Source organism: Pseudarthrobacter sp. As-47 (genome assembly GCF_058215595.1).
In genome coordinates this window covers 2,087,228-2,104,464 of record NZ_CM177088.1, presented here as the reverse complement: position 1 = coordinate 2,104,464, position 17,237 = coordinate 2,087,228, and the positions used below count along the sequence as shown (strand labels likewise).

The 17,237-nt window shown below is 68.0% G+C and carries 18 protein-coding genes; 3 read left to right on the top strand and 15 right to left on the bottom strand.

Features of this window, described 5'->3' with window-relative positions:
- Positions 1–88 precede the first annotated feature (88 nt).
- The gene (locus tag AC4BCK_RS09745; RefSeq protein ID WP_490566869.1) at positions 89–1,705 is read left to right on the top strand and encodes an HNH endonuclease signature motif containing protein; all 1,617 of its coding nucleotides are present in this window, start codon (positions 89–91) and stop codon (positions 1,703–1,705) included.
- Between the two features lie 53 nt (positions 1,706–1,758).
- Here the strand turns inward: AC4BCK_RS09745 and AC4BCK_RS09740 are convergent, their stop codons facing one another.
- From AC4BCK_RS09740 to AC4BCK_RS09715, 6 genes are all read right to left on the bottom strand, one after another.
- Positions 1,759–2,319 (bottom strand): dihydrofolate reductase family protein, encoded by a 561-nt coding sequence (locus AC4BCK_RS09740; RefSeq protein WP_174174622.1) that lies wholly within the window; start codon positions 2,317–2,319, stop codon positions 1,759–1,761.
- Between the two features lie 133 nt (positions 2,320–2,452).
- Positions 2,453–2,674, bottom strand: a complete 222-nt coding sequence (locus AC4BCK_RS09735) for a hypothetical protein (protein WP_066275545.1) — start codon at positions 2,672–2,674, stop codon at positions 2,453–2,455.
- Positions 2,671–3,918 carry an inorganic phosphate transporter gene (locus AC4BCK_RS09730; RefSeq protein WP_366278141.1) on the bottom strand — a complete coding sequence of 416 codons (1,248 nt, stop codon included), beginning with the start codon at positions 3,916–3,918 and terminating at the stop codon, positions 2,671–2,673. Before AC4BCK_RS09730 ends, AC4BCK_RS09735 begins: the two co-directional genes overlap by 4 nt.
- Before the next feature lie 153 nt (positions 3,919–4,071).
- The gene (locus AC4BCK_RS09725) at positions 4,072–4,578 is read right to left on the bottom strand and encodes an HAD domain-containing protein (protein WP_363935804.1); all 507 of its coding nucleotides are present in this window, start codon (positions 4,576–4,578) and stop codon (positions 4,072–4,074) included.
- Positions 4,579–4,597: 19 nt separating this feature from the next.
- Positions 4,598–5,284, bottom strand: a complete 687-nt coding sequence (locus AC4BCK_RS09720) for a hypothetical protein (RefSeq protein WP_174174627.1) — start codon at positions 5,282–5,284, stop codon at positions 4,598–4,600.
- Positions 5,285–5,363: 79 nt separating this feature from the next.
- A complete protein-coding gene (locus AC4BCK_RS09715; protein ID WP_251420171.1) occupies positions 5,364–5,804 on the bottom strand; it encodes a VOC family protein in 441 nt (146 codons plus the stop codon).
- 131 nt (positions 5,805–5,935) lie between these two features.
- Here AC4BCK_RS09715 and AC4BCK_RS09710 point away from each other — a divergent pair, with 131 nt between their 5' ends.
- Complete coding sequence (locus tag AC4BCK_RS09710) at positions 5,936–6,556, top strand: L-threonylcarbamoyladenylate synthase (protein ID WP_174174631.1); 621 nt, start codon at positions 5,936–5,938, stop codon at positions 6,554–6,556.
- A 60-nt stretch (positions 6,557–6,616) separates the two neighbouring features.
- On the opposite strand, the gene ligD is transcribed toward AC4BCK_RS09710, so the two are convergent.
- Entirely contained in the window at positions 6,617–7,639 is a 1,023-nt protein-coding gene (ligD, locus tag AC4BCK_RS09705) for a non-homologous end-joining DNA ligase (protein ID WP_363935798.1), read from the bottom strand.
- A gap of 68 nt (positions 7,640–7,707) precedes the next feature.
- On the opposite strand from ligD, the gene AC4BCK_RS09700 reads away from it, so the two are divergent.
- Positions 7,708–8,385, top strand: coding sequence for an alpha/beta hydrolase family protein (locus AC4BCK_RS09700; RefSeq protein WP_490566868.1), 678 nt, complete (start codon positions 7,708–7,710; stop codon positions 8,383–8,385).
- Positions 8,386–8,428: 43 nt separating this feature from the next.
- Here the strand turns inward: AC4BCK_RS09700 and AC4BCK_RS09695 are convergent, their stop codons facing one another.
- The 8 genes from AC4BCK_RS09695 to AC4BCK_RS09660 all read right to left on the bottom strand — a co-directional run bounded on the left by AC4BCK_RS09695 (position 8,429) and on the right by AC4BCK_RS09660 (position 17,200).
- Positions 8,429–8,581, bottom strand: a complete 153-nt coding sequence (locus AC4BCK_RS09695) for a hypothetical protein (protein ID WP_174174637.1) — start codon at positions 8,579–8,581, stop codon at positions 8,429–8,431.
- Positions 8,582–8,735: 154 nt separating this feature from the next.
- Complete coding sequence (gene hrpB / locus AC4BCK_RS09690) at positions 8,736–11,393, bottom strand: ATP-dependent helicase HrpB (protein WP_490566867.1); 2,658 nt, start codon at positions 11,391–11,393, stop codon at positions 8,736–8,738.
- A 108-nt stretch (positions 11,394–11,501) separates the two neighbouring features.
- Complete coding sequence (locus AC4BCK_RS09685) at positions 11,502–12,122, bottom strand: hypothetical protein (protein ID WP_363935791.1); 621 nt, start codon at positions 12,120–12,122, stop codon at positions 11,502–11,504.
- Complete coding sequence (locus tag AC4BCK_RS09680) at positions 12,112–12,462, bottom strand: hypothetical protein (protein ID WP_174174643.1); 351 nt, start codon at positions 12,460–12,462, stop codon at positions 12,112–12,114. Before AC4BCK_RS09680 ends, AC4BCK_RS09685 begins: the two co-directional genes overlap by 11 nt.
- 139 nt (positions 12,463–12,601) lie before the next feature.
- Positions 12,602–13,117, bottom strand: coding sequence for a flavin reductase family protein (locus AC4BCK_RS09675; protein WP_363955775.1), 516 nt, complete (start codon positions 13,115–13,117; stop codon positions 12,602–12,604).
- A 132-nt stretch (positions 13,118–13,249) separates the two neighbouring features.
- A complete protein-coding gene (locus AC4BCK_RS09670; RefSeq protein ID WP_363955772.1) occupies positions 13,250–14,188 on the bottom strand; it encodes a 5'-3' exonuclease in 939 nt (312 codons plus the stop codon).
- Between the two features lie 77 nt (positions 14,189–14,265).
- Positions 14,266–15,063 carry an IS481 family transposase gene (locus tag AC4BCK_RS09665; RefSeq protein ID WP_490566904.1) on the bottom strand — a complete coding sequence of 266 codons (798 nt, stop codon included), beginning with the start codon at positions 15,061–15,063 and terminating at the stop codon, positions 14,266–14,268.
- 130 nt (positions 15,064–15,193) lie between these two features.
- Positions 15,194–17,200 carry a vWA domain-containing protein gene (locus AC4BCK_RS09660; RefSeq protein ID WP_364318125.1) on the bottom strand — a complete coding sequence of 669 codons (2,007 nt, stop codon included), beginning with the start codon at positions 17,198–17,200 and terminating at the stop codon, positions 15,194–15,196.
- Positions 17,201–17,237: the final 37 nt, after the last annotated feature.

Genomic DNA, 17,237 nt, shown 5'->3' with positions numbered 1-17,237 from the left:
TTGGCGATTTCCGGTGGCAAAGCCGCTGAGGAAATCTCCGCCGTGGGCTGTCCGCCTCATTGTCGGACCCCCTTGGCAGGATGGGTTTATGGGCAGGGAAGCGGTGGCGAGGGCGTTTGCGGAGATCAGGGCCGCCCTTGCCGTGCTCGATGCGGAGGTGGACGGGCGCGGTTCGGAGCCGTTCTCCGCTGCCGATCCCTTAGCCGGGCTGGCAGACGGGAGCCTGGACATCCTCGCCGGTGCGGCGGCGGTGGAAGCCGGCGTGGCGGGGCTGAAGGCCCGCGCTGCCATGAAATACGCCGACACCGCCCACGCCCTGGCCCCTCCCGGAATGCCGGTGCCGGCACAGGAAATGGCCGTGGCCGCCGAGATCGGGTGCGTGCTGGCCCTCGGGCCGCGGGCCGCCAGCACGTTCCTGTCCGCATCCCACGCACTGACCACCACCCTGCCCCTGACCCTCGCGGCCCTGCACGCCGGCACGATCTCGTGGCAACACGCCCGGGTCATGGCGGACGAGGCAGCCACCCTCGACCCCGCCGGCGCCGCCGCCCTGGAAGCCCACTTCCTGGACCCGCACACACCACGACCAGCCGCCGCAGCAAAGATCGGGGAGATGCCCGCTCACCGGTTCAAACACAAAGCCCGGACCTGGCGCGAACGCCACCACACCGAATCCATCGAGCAACGCCATACCAAGGCCGCGGCGGACCGGCGGATCGAATACCGGCCTGACCAGGACGGCATGGCCTGGCTCTCGGCCTGCCTCCCCGCCGACCAGGCCATGGCAGGCTGGAACCGGCTCACCGCCCTCTCCCGGGGAATGCAAGGCCCCCACGAGGCCCGCACCCTCACCCAACTCCGCGCCGACACCTTCGCCCAAGCCATCCTCACCAGCGGCACCAACACCAGCAGCAGCAGTCGCGGGAGTACCGACAGTCCCGGCATTCCTGCAGATACCAGCGTCGCGGCAGACACCAGCGTCGCGGCAGGCACCAGCGCCGCGGCAGATACCAGCAGCGGGGCAGATGCAGGAACGGATCCCGCCCCGTCGTCGTCGATCCGGGCCCAGGTCCTCGTCACCGTCCCGGTCTTCGCCCTCATGGGCCTGACCGACGAACCAGCAATGCTCGACGGATACGGACCCATCCCAGCCTCCATGGCGAGGGACCTGGTCGCCAACGGCGCCGATTCGTTCCACCGCGTCCTGATTGACCCGCGGGACGGCGCCCCGCTGGAAATCGGGCGCACCAGCTACCGGGTCACCAAAGCCATGCGGAACTGGCTCCGGCTGCGCGACGGCAAATGCCCCTTCCCCGGCTGCAGCAACAGCTCTTTGGATAACGAGGCAGACCACCTCCTCGCCTGGCACCACGGCGGCACCACCGGAATCAGCAACCTCGGACAACCCTGCCCAAAACACCACAAACTCCGGCACACCAGGGGCTGGACCCCAACACCAGCCACCAAAAACCAACCTCCCGGCTGGACATCACCCACCGGCCGCCAGTACAAAAGCGAACACCAGGACTGGGAACCACCCCACTGGCCGGAGTCTGCCCTGTCCGCCATGCCCGCGCACCTGAAACCCGGTGAGCAGCGCCGGGAACGTCACAGAGGGCAGGCACACCGCCCCGCGGATCTGCTTCATCGCGGGCTATCCCAGGCAGAAGTCGAGCTGGAGGAGTTCTTCTATGGCAGCGGCTGACCGGGCGGCTGCGCGGTCATTGATCTGCATGCCGACCGTTTTACGCCGTTGACCTATGTGCCGCTGGCCACGCTGCCATCCAAAAGGTACCGCAGCTCAACGATGCCCCTGCCCATGGTGCGGGAGGCAACCAGCTCGAGCGGCGGCGTCGGCCCTTCCAAAGGGAGCAGCCGCTTGCCGCTTCCCAATACGACGGGTATCACGGACAGGATAATTTCGTGGAGCAGGCCGGCGGCGGCGAACTGCGCGGCAAGGTTGCCGCCGCCCACCACCCAGACGTTCCTGCCGCCCGCGTCCCGTTCGAAGTCCGCTGCGAACTCGGTGACATCCCCGCGGACGAACGTGATGTCAGCGCCTGCCGGGACCGGGTACTCATGATGGGTGAACACGTAGGACGGCGTGCCGGGGTAAGGCCAGTTGTCCGGTTCGTGCTCCAAAAGCCAGGAGTAGGTTTCTCCGCCCATGACGATGCAGCCCACATCCGCCATGAACGACTCGTAGCTTTCCTTGCCGCCTTCGAACCCGTCGAACTGCAGGAGCCAGTCCAGGTCATCAGTGGGGGTGGCAATGAAGCCGTCCAGGGAGGCGGCGACGTAGTACTGGATGCGAGGCATGGGCCAAGCCTAGCCAACCACGCCAGTGCCTGCCAGAGACTGCCTGGACCAGAAACGGGTGGGCAGAAACCGGCTCACGCCAGACCGTTTAGGGCACTGCCGGCGTCGAGCTGGGGAAGAGAAAGGGGCCTGGTCAGCCGGAGAAGTACGGAATGATCAGGTACAGGCCGAAAAGAACCGCCAGGCTGCACAGGCCGAAGCAAATGTAGGCAAGCGACCGCTTGATACCCGGGGACGTCTGCTGGACGTCAGCGGCGATGGCGGTGAGCCGAACGCCGAGCGAGTAGAGGACCACAACTGTAACCGCGGCCGCCAGGGTGGCGCCGGCAACGGTCAGGAGTTCCAACCACTTCATCGCTGAGTCTCCTTCTGGTTGTTGGCGTCAGCGTCAGCCTTTGCCTGGGCCTTGGCGTGGGCGCGCGCACGCGCCATGGCCTTCTTTTTGGCGAAGCGCACGGCCTGGCCGGCTTCCTCCACCTCGATGGCGTTGTGGTGGCCGACGGCGGACTTGCGAGAGTAAAAGAACATAAAGAGGACAGCTGCCGTGCCGGCAACGGCGGCGATCAGGACGCCGATCACACCGGTCTTGACCAGCAGGGCGGTCAGCGCCCCCACAATGCCTGCGGCCGGAAGAGTGAACAGCCAGCCAAGGGCGATCTTGCCCACCATGCTCCAGCGGACGCTGGTTCCCTTCCGGCCCATGCCGGATCCGATCACGGAACCGGACGCCACCTGGGTAGTGGAGAGCGCAAAGCCGAGGTGCGAGGACGCAAGGATCGCGGACGCGGTGCTGGTCTCGGCCGCGAAACCCTGGGCGGGCTTCACTTCGGTGAGGCCGGCACCCATGGTGCGGATGATGCGCCATCCGCCGGCGTAGGTGCCCACGGCGATGGCGAGGGCGCACGCGGCAATCACCCAGAACTGGGGACCGGATCCGGGTTCCTGGGTGCCGGCGGCGATCAGCACCAGGGTGATGATGCCCATGGTCTTCTGGGCATCGTTGGTGCCGTGGGCCAGGGCTACCAGGCTTGAGGTGAAGATCTGTCCCGTACGGAAACCGCCGCGCTTCTGGGTGAGCTTGCTGCCGGTCTCCGGATCATGCCGGGACGTCAGGGCGTATGCCAGCCGCGTGCAGATGTAGGCGACAATGCCGGCGATCAGCGGAGCGAAGATGGCGGGGAGGATGACCTTTTGCATCAGGCCCTCGAGGTTGATCGAGTTGAAGCCGATGCCGGCGATCGCGGCGCCGATCAGACCGCCGAACAGCGCGTGCGAGGAACTCGACGGCAGGCCCTTGAGCCACGTGATCATGTTCCAGAGGATGGCGCCCATGAGGCCGGCGAAAATGATGTCCGGGGTGATCTGGATCCCGTCCGACCCTTCCCGGATGATTCCGCCGGAGACCGTCTTGGCCACCTCGGTGGACAGGAACGCGCCCACGAGGTTCAGGATGGCCGCCAGGGTCACCGCGGTCTTCGGCTTGATGGCACCGGTCGCAATGGGCGTGGCCATGGCATTCGCGGTGTCATGGAAGCCGTTCGTGAAGTCGAAAAATAGTGCCAGTGCGATGACCAGCGCCACCATGAAGGTGATATCCACCTGTTGCCCAATCTGCAGAGTCGACGTTCAGCAGTTTCATCTCCCCCGGCTGCCTTGCACAGCATAATTCACCAGCTGTTCGCTTGGAATGACCTGTGGCGTTAACACAACCGGCGTGAAACCTTATCGATCGTACGCGTCCCCGGCATCAGGTCAAAACAACGGCCGCACCAGAAATGACTGCACCCGCTGCAGTTCGGCGGGCGAGATTCCGCGCCGCGGGTCCGGGGACAGGGCCAGGATCCGGCGGCCCAGGAGCCTGGCCCAGGACTGCGCTTCTGCCTCGAATGCGAGCTGGTCGTCAATCCACGCCACGGCTTCCGGGCCGGTCTCCTCCACATCGTCCTGAATGGCCGCAAGCTTCCACCAGCCGGCGCCCGTACCCGCTCCATCCGCCGTCAGGTAGGGCCACCGTGCCCCGTCCAGGCCGATGGCCGGGCACAGGTACTGCGGGGCGAGTTCTTCCCAGCTGGTGAGCCAGACGCACCGCACCCCTGGCGTGGCGGCGATCCTGTTGAGCGCGTCCACCAGTTCCGGCGCGTAGGCCACGGGCAGGAGCCCCGCGGTGGAATTTTTCCAGCCGGTTCCCCAGCCGCTGGCGCCTTCCGGTCCGAAAGGACAGATAACGCCGTCGACGTCGATATAGAGCGTGCGGGTCACGGCCGGTGGTCCAGGGAACCTAGCGGTGGCGGAAATCGGACGGTTCCCGGCCGGCGTCAAGCCCTGGCGCTGCCTGCCGTTCCAGGGCGGCAAGGGTGGCATCGGGCAGGACGATGAGGCCATCGAGTTCGCGGCGGGCGCGCTTATAGGCTGCCTGCCGCTCGGCTGGCGTTGCGGCATGGTCCCCGGCGATCCTCAGCAACTGCCGGGCAGTGGCAAGGCGTTCGCGTTCCGGGCCGGTGAACTTGCTGTCCCTGATCCGGAGGGCTTCACGTTCGGCCACGTCCAGCGCCACCGCGAAGCTGTTGACCGCCTTCCGGTAGGCTTCCAGCCGCGAGGGCGAGGTCATGTCCTCCGGGGAATCCGGGCGCTGGCCGTCCGCCTCCCTCTTCGCCCGGAGGAAGGCGACCGTGAGCGGTTCGCGGACATCGGTCATGAGCGGAAAATCGATGAGCTTCCCCACGTCCAGCTCATAATCCAGCCAGCGCTTATTGATGGCGTCGTGGGTGGCAACAAGCGCTTCAACGTCCGCTGCCGAGGCCCTTTCGAGTTCGCGGGACTGGTTCCTGAGCGTGTACAGCTCCACTTTTCGCCGGTGCCGCCGTTCGCCAGCCTTGCGCAGGGAGTTGGTCCAATGCCCGGCAAAGGCCATCGCGGGGAAGACCAGCCACCATTTATCGTCCAGGAACTCAAAGAGGGATTCCACGCGTCAATCCTCGCACCGCCCGGCACCCTCCTCAAGAACCCGCCTCCACCCCAGGAAACGGCACACGCCGGGCGGCGGATCAGCCCTGGGGAGTTCCCGCGGCGCCCTGGGCGCTGTTGACGTTGACCAGCCAGGCCACGCCAAAGCGGTCCGTGCACATGCCGAAAATGTCACCCCACGGCGACTGCTCCATGGGCACGGTCACCGTTCCGCCGTCGCCGCTGAGCTTCTCGTAGTAGCCGCGGAGTTCTGCTTCATCGTCTCCGCTGAGGGAGATGGAAATGGACGCCCCGGGCGTATACCCCATGCTGTTCGGCGTGTCGGCGCCCATCAGCACCATCCCTTTGCTGGTGGTGAGCATGCCGTGCATGATCTTCTCCGACTCCGCAGGATCGTCGCTGGCCTGGAACTCCCCGAAAGTGCTCAGGGTCAACTCCCCGCCGAAGACGGACTGGTAGAAGTTCATCGCTTCGCGGGCGTTGTCGCGGAAGCTGAGGTAGGGATTGAGGGTGGTCGGCATGATGGATCTCCTTGGCGTGGGGACGGGACATGGTGGAACCAGTCACCATCCTGCCTCAAAGCAGGTGCCGGTGGTAGGGGAAAAGGGACGGGTGGTGCACAAGAGTCCGGCTGGGCCGTAGGCTCTGGGGCATGGCCAGATACTTTGACGTTCACCCCCAGGACCCCCAGCCGCGCGCCATCACCCAGGCGGTCAAGATAGTGCTCGACGGCGGCCTGATCGCCTACCCCACGGATTCCTGCTATGCGCTGGGCGCCCAGGTGGGCAACCGGGACGCCCTCGACCGGATCAGGAGCATCCGCCGGCTGGACGACAAGCACCACTTCACGCTGGTCTGCCGGGACTTTGCCCAGCTGGGACAGTTCGTGAACATCGGGAACGATGTCTTCCGCAGCATCAAGGCAGTCACCCCGGGCGGCTACACCTTCATCCTTCCGGCAACGAAGGAAGTTCCCAAGCGCCTGCTGCATCCCAAGAAGAAGACCGTGGGTGTGAGGATCCCGGACAACCGCGTGGTCCAGGCGCTGCTGGCAGAACTGGGCGAGCCGCTGCTCTCAAGCACCCTGCTGCTGCCCGACGAGGAGGATCCGCTGACCCAGGGGTGGGAAATCAAGGAACGCCTGGACCACCAGGTGGACGCCGTGATCGACGCCGGCGATTGCGGTTCCGAACCCACCACCGTGATCGACTACTCCTCCGGGGTGGCAGAAGTGGTCCGGCGCGGAACCGGCGACCCGTCCCGCTTCGAATAGACGGCCCGGTTCTCCGCCCAGGCCGCAGTTACTGGCGGCGGCCAGCCCCTTCCGGGCGGGCTAGTCCTGCTTCCGCGCCCTGCTGGGCTGCACCCGGGGCGGCTCGCCCGGCATTTTGGGGTAGTCCGGCGGGAAGGGGAGTTCGCCCAGCCCGGACTTGAGGTCGCGGTCCCACCATTCGAGCAGGGTATCGATGGTCCCCGGCTTGCTGTGCATTTTGACCCAAGGGTCACCGACCGTTTTAAGCCGGTCCGGCACGGTCAGGATGGTGAAGTCCTTCGGGTCCACGTGTCCCAACTCGTCCCAGGTGATGGGGCAGGACACTGGCGCATGGGCCAGCGGCCGCGGGCTGTAGGCGCCTGCGATGGTCCGGTCCCGGTTCGCCTGGTTGAAGTCCACGAACACCCGCTGGCCGCGCTCTTCCTTCCACCAGGCCGTGGTGACCTTGTCCGGCATGCGGCGTTCCAGCTCCCGGGCCGCGGCGATCACGGCATGCCGGACGTCAAGGAATTCCCTGGTGGGTTCGACGGGCGCGTACACGTGCAGGCCCCGGTTTCCGGAGGTCTTGATGAAGCATTCCAGGCCTGCCTCTGCCAGCACCTCCTTCAGCGCCACGGCAGCCGGGACGGCGTCGTCGAAATCCGTTCCAGGCTGGGGGTCAAGATCGATGCGGAGCTGGTCGGGGTTGTCCGTGTTGTCCGCGCGTGACGGCCAGGGGTGGAACACGATGGTGTTCATCTGCACTGCCCACACCGCGGCGGCGGGCTCGTCAAGTATCAGCATGGGATGTGAGCGGGCGCTCGGGAACACCACGGGCGTGGACCGGATGAACTCAGGGGCGCCCTTCGGCGGGTTCTTGGAGAAGAACATTTCCCCCTCGATGGTGCCCGAGAACCTCTGCAGCGCCACTGGCCTGCCGCCATTGGCAGCGATGAACGCGTCCCCGACGTCAGTGATGTACCGGGCCAGGTCGAGTTTGGTGATTCCGGGTTCGGGCCAGATCACCCTGCTGGGGCTCGAGATGCGCATTTCGCGCTCGCCGTGCGGGCCCGGGACTGTCAGGGTGGTCTGTTCACTCGCCATGGGGACAACGTACACCCCTGCATCGGAGGCCCGGCAGATTTGCGCAGCCGGTCCGGCAAGATGGAGGCATGTCCGTTACAGAATCAGACTTTTCCATCGCTGTGGGCGAGGGCACGGTGTCTGCCGCGTACGCCCGCCCCGACAGTCCGTCCGCCACCGTGGTGGTGGCCCATGGTGCCGGCGCAGGCATGGAGCACCCCTTCCTGCGCGGGTTCACCGATGGGTTGAACTCCCTGGGCATTGCCACCCTGCGCTTCAACTTCCCCTACCGGGAGGCGGGGCGGATATTTCCGGACCGTCCGCCTGCCGCCATCACCGCCTGGCGGGCCGCTATGGCGGCGGCGGCGGAGCGGGCGGCGGACCACGGCGACACCGGCCCGCTCTGGGCGGCCGGTAAATCGTTCGGCGGACGGATGGCCTCCATGGCCGTCGCGGAGGGGATGGAAGCCGCCGGGCTGGTGTACCTGGGTTACCCCCTGCATGCTCCGGGGAAGCCCGACAAGCTCCGGGACGAACACCTGTACGGCATCACTGCGCCCATGCTTTTCCTGCAGGGCAGCCGGGACACGTTCGCTACCCCCGGACTCCTGGAGGATGTGGTGGGCAGGATCGGACCCTCAGCCGTCCTGCAGTGGGTGGACGGCGGTGACCATTCCTTTGCGGTGGCAGGCCTCAAGCGTTCCGCGGCAGAGGTGGGCGCCTCCCTGGCGGAGCCGGTGGCCCGCTTTGTCCGCGCCTCCGGCTGAGGCCGGAGGCGTTCCAGGGGCCGGGCCGGCCGAAGACCGGCTGTCAGGCGGCTTCTTCGTGCCACCATCCTTCCCAGGCTGACGAAGTGAGCTGTCCTTCGGGGAATTCCGTGCTTCCGGTTCCGCCCGTGGGGAACCGGCTGTCATCGCTCCGGCGGCCGTCGAGCAGGAGATTGAGGTTGTTGAGGAGAAACATCTGTAGGTCCTTCCATGTCTGCGTGTGGACCACTCTGTCCAGGTGGAAACGAGCCTATGCGGCGCATGTTTCAGCACGTCGACGCGAAGTAACAAGCGTGTATCGGACATCTCACGCACGGTTCACGGGCCGGGGAGGCCGTCCCGGCGGGACGCTACTTTCGCTGCTTGGTCCGTGCAGTGGCGGGCGCGGACCAGGGATCTTCGGGCCAGGGATGCCTGGGGTAGCGGCCCCGCATTTCGGCCCGGACCTGGGCGTAGGGTCCGGACCAGAAGGACGCCAGGTCCCCGGTGACAGCCAGCGGCCGCCGGGCCGGTGAGAGCAAGTGGAACAGCACCGGCACCCGGCCATTGACCAGGCGGGGCGTCGCGGCCAGGCCAAAACACTCCTGGAGTTTGACGGCCACCACCGGCGGCGCCGTCACATCAGACCACTCGGGGTAGTCAATCCGCACCCTGGAGCCGCTGGGAACTTCCAGTGATTCAGGCGCGAGCTCCTCCATCCTGGCTGCCTCCGGCCACGGAAGCAGCCGCCGCAGGGTCTCGGCAAGGTTAATCATGTTGACGTCCGCGCCGGCCGCAAGCGACTCAAGCTCGGGTCCCAGCCAGTCCTGCAGCCTGCGGAGGAGTCCGGCCTCCGACACGTCCGGCCACGGCTCCCCCAGCTCGCGATGCAGGAAGGCGAGCCGCCTGCGCAAGGCGTCCGCCGTCGTCGACCAGGCGAGGGCGGCGAGTCCTTCCTTCCGCAGCGCTGCTGCCACCGCGGCGCGGCCCTCGGCAGGCGACGGCCGCACGGGGGTGGACGCGAGGACAATAGCGCCCAGCCGCCGGACTTTGCGCGCGGTGACCCGGCCCTGCGTCAAGGCCGCCTCCACGTTCTCGACCAGGAGGTGGGATGCGGCTGATTCGGCGAGGTCGGCGGAGAGCGGGGCTGCGGCGCGGATCACGGCACCGGTACCGGCCGAGTCCCTGCCTTCGCGTCGGGACACCTCAGCCACTGCCAGCCATTCGTGCCCGGCAAGGCTGCTTCCAGCAGGGAGTCCGGCCCGGGTGCCGGAGGACAGCAGGTACCGCTCGGGACCGTCGCCGGGAACCCTGCGTGCCACGCGGTCCGGGAAGGCGAGGGCGACGACGGCGCCCACCAGTGCGGTCCCGCCGGCGAGAGGCGGGAGGCCGGGAATGTCAGCCAGCGGCCCTCCTTGCTGCGCCAGGACCCGGAGGCGGCGGCTCTCGTCTGCCCAGCGCCGGCCGGCCGGTCCCTTATCGCTTCGGAGGTCGGACAGGAGGCGCGGCAGGTCCGCACCGGGAGCGCGCGCGTCACTGGCCACGGCGGCCACCACCTCGGCTGCCGCCCCGGGACCGGCGGCAGCGGCGCCGTCGAGCAATGCGCGGCCGAGCCGCGGATCAACCGGAAGGCCCGCCAGGGTCCTGCCGGCCGCGGTCGCGTGGCCATCCCCGGACACGGCACCAAGTTCGAGCAGGATTTCCATGGCATCTTCCATGGCCTGCTCGGGCGGGGAGTCCGGCAGGGCGAGGCCCTTCCCGCGCGGTGACCCCCAGCACGCCATCACCAGGGCGGCTCCGGCAAGGTCCGCCACGGTGATTTCCGGGGTCACGTGGGCCGGGGCGGCGCCGAACGCCTGCTGGCTGTAGCAGCGGACCACGGTCCCGGGTCCCTGGCGGGCCGCGCGTCCCGCACGCTGGTCGGCAGAAGCGCGGGAGCAGGAAACCGTCACCAGCCCGTTCATTCCCCGGGCGGCGTCGCGCCGCGGTTCACGGGACAGCCCCGAATCGATGACCAGCCGGACCCCCGGCACGGTCAGCGACGACTCGGCCAGGTCCGTGGAAACGATGATCCTCGGGTTCTCCCCCGGCCGGCGGCCGGACACCGCCCGGTCCTGCTCGGCCGGGCCCACCCTGCCGTGGAGTTCCAGCACGTCAGTCCCCGGGCCCACCCGGCTTCGGAGCCCCGCCGCAACCCGGGACACTTCCCAGGCCCCCGGGACGAAGACAAGCGCGTCGGCAGCGCGGTCCATTGCCAGTGCTTGCCGGTGGGCCCCGGCGGCGGTGTCTGCGATGAAATCCAGGAAAGCACGCGTCACTCCCATGCCGTCCAGCCGCGGGCCGGGTGCAGGACACCACGCCGTCTCCAGCGGATGGAGGGCCGAGGGGCAGCCGACAATGGGAGCCGGCCCGCCGCCGTCGTGGTCTCCCAGCAGGGCAGCGAACCTAGGGGCGTCCAGGGTGGCGGACATGGCGACGACGGTGAGGTCGCCGCGCAGCTGGCGGACTTCGGTGAGCATGCCAAACAGGAGATCCGTTTCCAGGCCGCGTTCGTGCACCTCGTCCAGAACCACTGCGCCGGCCGCCGTCAGGTCCGGATCGGCCAGCAGGCGTCGCAGCAGGATGCCGGGCGTGACGAATTCGATAAGGGTCTCGGGTCCAGTCCGGCGCTCTCCCCGCACCGTGTAACCCACACGGCTGCCTAGCGGGCTGCCGTCAAGGTCAGCAAGCCGGCGGGCTGCGGCGCGGGCGGCGACCCGCCGCGGCTGGGTGACAACAATCCTGCGGGGCGCTGCGGGGGCGCCGGCCGGAGGGCGTGCCACGAGGTTGGCGAGAAGTGGTGGAACCAGGGTGGTCTTGCCCGTTCCCGGCGGCGCCTGGACTACCGCCGTTCCTCCCGCCGCGCCATCGCCCAGCGCTTCGGCCAAAGCCGCGAGCGAGCGGGCAAAGGGCAGGCCGCCGCCGCCGATGGCCGGTAGGTCGAAGGCCCGGCCGGGTTGGGGCACCGGCGGGCCGCTGGGGGAAGTCATGCCTCCATTTTGCCCGGCCCGTCAGTCCGTTGCGGACAACGAGCCCCGCCAGGCACGGGGTTCCGGGCGCAGGGTTCCCTGGCACCCGGGCCCATCACAGCGGATGTTTCAGGGCTTTCCGGCGCCCTTGCCCTTTTCCCTGGCCTCCTTGGCGGCCTCCGGAAGGTTCTGTTCCTGCGGCGCGGGTTCGGGTGCCGGCCCCGCAGCGGCGGCGGGCGCTTCCGGCTGGAGCGGGACCGGCTGGGGCTGGACAGGCTGGGTTTCCGGTGCCGGCGCCGGCTCAGGCGCGGCGACGTTCACCGTTGGCGTCTCCGCCGCCGCGACAGCTGCTGCGGCATCTGCGGCAGAGGCTGACTGCGCGGTGAGGGTGCGGGTGACATCTGCCCGGACAGCCTCCAGTGCAGCATCGATGCCCCGGTACCGGGCCGCGGAGATTGAACCCTGGCCGGCCGCCAGGTCGAGGTCCCGCTCCAGCGCCTCAAGGGCATCGAGAACCCCGTCCAGCCTGTTCTCCGCAGCGGCCTGGGTGACGTTGAGAACGCGGATCTGGAAACCGCGGAGGGTGGCCCCATCCGACCCCGCACCGGCCATACCCGGAGAAACACTGACGGCGCCTGCAACAAGGGCGGCCGCGGCCACTGCGGCGGCCAGCCCGGTCCATGACCTTCGGTGTGGGCGCCTTGGCGGGGAGCCCTGCGCCCCACCCGGCAGCAGATGGTCAGGCGGCATGCCTGCCCCGCAAGGGAACGACGGCGGCAGGCCGGGGGTAGAGGACGGTCACGGCTGCGCTGTCCCCCGCAGCCCTGTCCCCTGCAGGTACGGCAGCGGCTTGCAGTGCCGGGACCCCCGAAAGGGCCGCGGGTGACGTCCGGGCTGCCGTTCCGGCAACCATCCGCCGAATGGCATACCGGACCACGGCCGCCAGCAACTGGCCGAGGCCGAGTCCGAGCAGCACATGGCCGGCGAGGTACTGTCCCCCGTGGCCCACGGCGCCGTACGGAGCGCTGGCGGCCAGGCCTGCTCCGGCTGCGGCCACCAGGGACCAGATGGCAACAACAACTGCACTCATTCGACCCGCTCCCGCCACTCCAATTAATCAGCAAGCTTAGTACTAATGGTCAGCAAGCTTACTACCTGAAATGGATGATGCAAGCGTGGCGCGGCGGGAAAACAGCCGCTGCGGCCCCCTGTGCCCGCCGCCGGATGGATCAGCCGGCAGCTTCGAGCAGCCGCTCCGCGGTGGCCAGCCCGGCGTACCGGCCCTTGAAGAAGACCAGCGGTTCTGCGTCCTGGCGGGCGCTCAGGTGCCGGACAGCCGCCACCACGATGGTGTGGTCGCCGCCGTCGTACTCGGCATGGAGTTCGCAGTCGATCCAGGCCAGGGCGTCGTCCAGGATGGGATTCCCCAGAGGGGAGGCGCTGTGGCTGACGCCGGCAAACTTGTCCGCACCGGACCGCGCGAACTGTCCTGCAAGGTGCTGGTGGCCGGCCGGAAGGACGTTGACGGTAAAGGACCCGGCTCTCCGCAGCAGGGGCCAGGTGCTGGAGGTGCGGGCAGGGCTGAACGTGACGAGCGCAGGTTCCAGGGACAACGATGCGAACGACTGGCAGGTGAAACCGGCCGGCCCCTGGTCCGTTGAGCTGGTGATGACGGTCAGCCCGGTAGCAAAGGTCCCCAGGATGTCCCGGAGCCGGCGGGGTGCAAGATCTGATGTGGCTGTCATGAAGTTGGCCTCTCGTGTGGATCGTTACCCCACCAAACCACCGCCAAACCCGGCTCTTCAAGCACGCTGACACGGGCCGACGCGAACCGAAACCAGGGGTCATGCGGCTACATCCGCCGTAACCCGCCGGGCCTATTGCCGCAGGTCAAGCGCCGCCAGGAGCCGCCTGACCGAGCCGCCCAGGTTCCACTCAGTGGCGAGCCGTTCGAGTTCGGCCCGTGGTTGATCCGGCACGGGGTTCAGTTCCGCACCCGCCTGTTCGGGACTGGGCAGGTCCAGGCCCCGCACCAGCCTCACCACGGCGGGGGCCACCGAGAGGTAGTCCGCGGCGGCGGCCAGCTTGGCCTTCACGGGGCCAGCCATGCCGCTGCCGGGATGCCCGGCCGCCTCCAGCAGGCCCTCCAGGGTTCCGTATTTCAGCAGCAGCGAGGCCGCGGTTTTTTCGCCGATTCCCGCAACCCCGGGCAGGCCATCGGAGGCGTCACCACGCAGTGTTGCGTAGTCGGCGTACTGCCGGGGCAGTACCCGGTACTTGGCCACCACCACTTCTTCGGTAATGACCTCGAGGTTCTTCATGCCGCGGGCGGTGTAGATCACGCGGACCTGCCGTTCGTCGTCGCAGACCTGGAAGAGGTCGCGGTCGCCGGTGACCACGTCGACGGGAAGGTCCGCATGGCTCGCATAGGTGCCCACGACATCGTCGGCCTCATGGTCGGGGGCACCCACAATGGCAATGCCGGCGAGCTCAAGAACCCGGCGGATCATGGGAAGCTGCGCCTCCAGCGCGTCCGGAACAACTTCGACGTCCGGGGCACCAGTGACGGCCTCCGCCACCCGGTGGGCCTTGTAGGTGGGCAGGAGATCCACCCGCCACTGCGGCCGCCAGTCGTCGTCCCAGCAGGCAATGAGGTGCGTTGCCCCATAGTCCGTGGTGAGCCGGGCGATCATGTCCAACAGTCCGCGGACGGCGTTGACCGGTGTGCCGTCCGCGCGGCGGATCGTGTCCGGCAGTCCGTAGAAGGCGCGGAAGTACAGCGATGCGGTGTCCAGCAGCATGAGGCGGTCAGGCATGCTTCGATCCTCACATGAATCAGCCCGGGAAGGGGGCAACGGCTCCGGCACTTTGCCGGCTGCCCCGGCTAGGTGTACTAACCCGGTTGGTTGGTGACACGGCTGGCCGGTGAGGCGCCTTTGAGTGCGGTGTGGGGCCTGCGCTGATTGTAGTACTCGATGAAGTCTGGGTAACAGGCTTGCCGTTCGGCTTCTGAGTTGTAGGCCTTGGCGTAGGCCCATTCCTCTTGGAGGATGCGGTTGAAGCGTTCGACCTTGCCGTTGGTTTGGGGCCGGTAGGGGCGTGTGCGTTTGTGCTTGATGCCGGCCTCGGCCAGGACAGCGGCGAAGGCGCGGGAGCGGTAGCAGGAGCCGTTATCGGTGAGCACCCGCTGGATTTTGACGCCCCGGGCGGTGAACGCTGTGATGGCGTTGCGCATGAACGCCGAGGCTGTCTCTTTGGTTTCGTCGGGCAGGATCTCGGAGTATACGAATCGGGAATGGTCATCCACTGCGTGATGGAGGAAGGTATAGCCCCGGACCTGGCCGCGGTCCTTGGACCGGCCTTCTGCGAGGTTCCTGGCCCGGGAGTTCGCTTCGCCTTGTACCCGGCCGTGAACGCGGTGTCCGCCGCCGTTGGGTATGCGGCCGAGCTTCTTGATGTCCACGTGGATCATTTCCCCGGGCCAGGCATATTCGTATCGGCGGGCGTGGTCTCGGCCGCGGATCCTGATCCCTGTGGCCGGGTCGGTGAAGCGCAGCGGCGGACACAGGTAGCGGGTCAGGATGCGGTGGACCGTGGAGACATTCAGGTGCAGGTGGTACGCGATCCGGGCCGGACCCCAGCGACGGTTCACGATGCACCGGGCCAGCTGAAGACGCCCCGAATAGGCCAAAAACGCGTTACGGTGGGACACGAGGACCTCCTGGTTTGTGTTCGCTCTCGACAAGCACCACACAACACCCGGAGGTCCTCTTATTGCGTCAAATCAATCCCCGTGTCATCAACCAGCCGGGACAGTACAGCTAGGACGCCCAGTCGGAGTCCCCGAAGGCCTGTCCCCGGAAGTGTGCCCGCAGGTACTCCCCCACCACCGCGGCGCCAAGATTCCCTGCCTCGGGAGCGACAACCCGGCCGCCCACCCTGCGCACCATGCGCTGGACGAACCGTTCCAGGCTGGGGTCGGCCCCCAGCCGGAAGAATGTGGCCTGCGTGCCGGCCCTGCCCAGCCGGTCGAGCTCCGCGACCGTGACTCGGATGGTTTCCGGGTCGGAGGGCCAGCAGAACCACGCCTCGCCCTCCGGCAGCAGATGGGCTGTAGGTTCGCCGTCGGTCACCACCAGGAGGACAGGCTGCATGGACGGGTGCCTGCGGAAGAAACGGCCTGCAAGCAGCAATCCGTGATGCAGGTTGGTTCCCTGCTCCCGCAGCGGCGGGAGGGCGGTGAGTCCCTCGATGTCCATTGCCTGGGCATGGCGGCCGAACGTGATCAGTTCCAGCTTGTCGCCGCGGAAACGGGTGGAGACCAGGTGGTGCAGCGCCAGCGCGGTGCGTTTCATCGGGACCCATCTCCCCTCGGCCGCCATCGAAAAGGACACATCCACAAGGAGGACGACGGCGGCCTGCGTCCGCGCTTCAGTTTCGCTCACTTCGATGTCCGCCGGGGTGAGGCGGAGGCCGCTGCCAGGGGTTCCGCCGCCGGCAGCCGTGCGGCTGATCGCGTTGGTCAGCGTGCGGGTGACGTCCCAGGGCTCTGCGTCCCCGAACTCCCACTGACGGCTGGATCCGGTCTGCTCCCCGGCCGCGCCGGCAACCCGGGTATCCCGGCGCCCCTGCCGCCCTGACAGCTGCTTGGCCGTATCCCGCAGCAGGGACTTCCCCAGCCGCCGCATGGCCTGCGGTGAGAGCCGCAGGTCCCCGTCCGCGCCCCGCCTCAGGTACCCGCCGTCCTGCATGGCCCGTTCGATGTCGGCCAGCGTGCGGGCGGTGACGGCGGAGTCCTGCCCGACCTGGCGCGCCAGGGCATCGAGGTCCAGGTCGCCGAGGGTGGAGCCGTTGTAGGACTGGGAAAGCTGTTCGGCCAGCCCGTCCAGTTCGGCGATGTCCTGGAGCACACCGGTGCCGTCGCCGAGGCCCAGCCCTTCCTGGCCCTCGAAGCGTTCCGAGCCTGTCCAGTCTTCGCCGGGGCGGAGGGCGCGCAGGTTGTCGTCGAGTTGGCCGAGCTGGGCCATGAGTTCCGGCGAGCCGAACGCCTGGGCCGAGAGGTTCATCAGCTCCTCCCGCTGCTCCCGGGACATGGACTGCAGGAGCCGCTGGGCAGCAGCGGCCCGCGCGGCAAGGGCGTCAATCAGCTCCTCAACCGACTGGGGGTTTTCAGGGAAGAAGCCGCCGTGGCTGGCCATGAACTCCTGGAAGTCTTCATCGGTATCCTCGCCGCGCCGGTGTTTGTCCAGCAGCGTGTTCAGGTCGCGCAGCATGGCGCTGACGGCTTCCCGGTCCTGCTCCGTGGCACCCTCCAGCGCCTGCTTCATGCCGGCGAACCGCTGGTCCAGGGCCTCGCGGCCCAGCAGGTCCTTGATCCGTTCGTAGGCTTCCCGTGCAGCGCCGGACTGCCAGTCGTAAGAGGCCAGGTCGTTCACCGCCGCGGCTGTGGATGCGGGCAGGTTCTGCAGCTGCAGCTCCCGGAAGGCGCGCTCCGTGTTGTCCATCATTGCATCGCGGGCCAGCTGCTTTCGTTCCTCCAGGACGGCAGTGTCCAGGAGTTTCTTGACCTCGTTGAGGGTGCCGTCCAGGTTGTGGCGGGCCAGCAGGTCATTGCGGTGCTGCTGGACACGCCTGGCGAGGTCATCCAGTCCTTCTTGGTTCCGCCCGCCGCGCCGGAGGAACTCCTGCAGGGCGTGGCGGGGCGAGTACCCCGCCATGACGTCCTCGGCGACGGCGTCCAGCGCCTCGGCGAGGTCAACAGGGGGCGCGAGCGGATCCGGACCGCCCGTGTACCGGCCGTACCTGGCGGAATGGTTATGGATGTTCATGGTGCCGCCCGTCCCTCGCTTCAGCCATCTGCCCGGC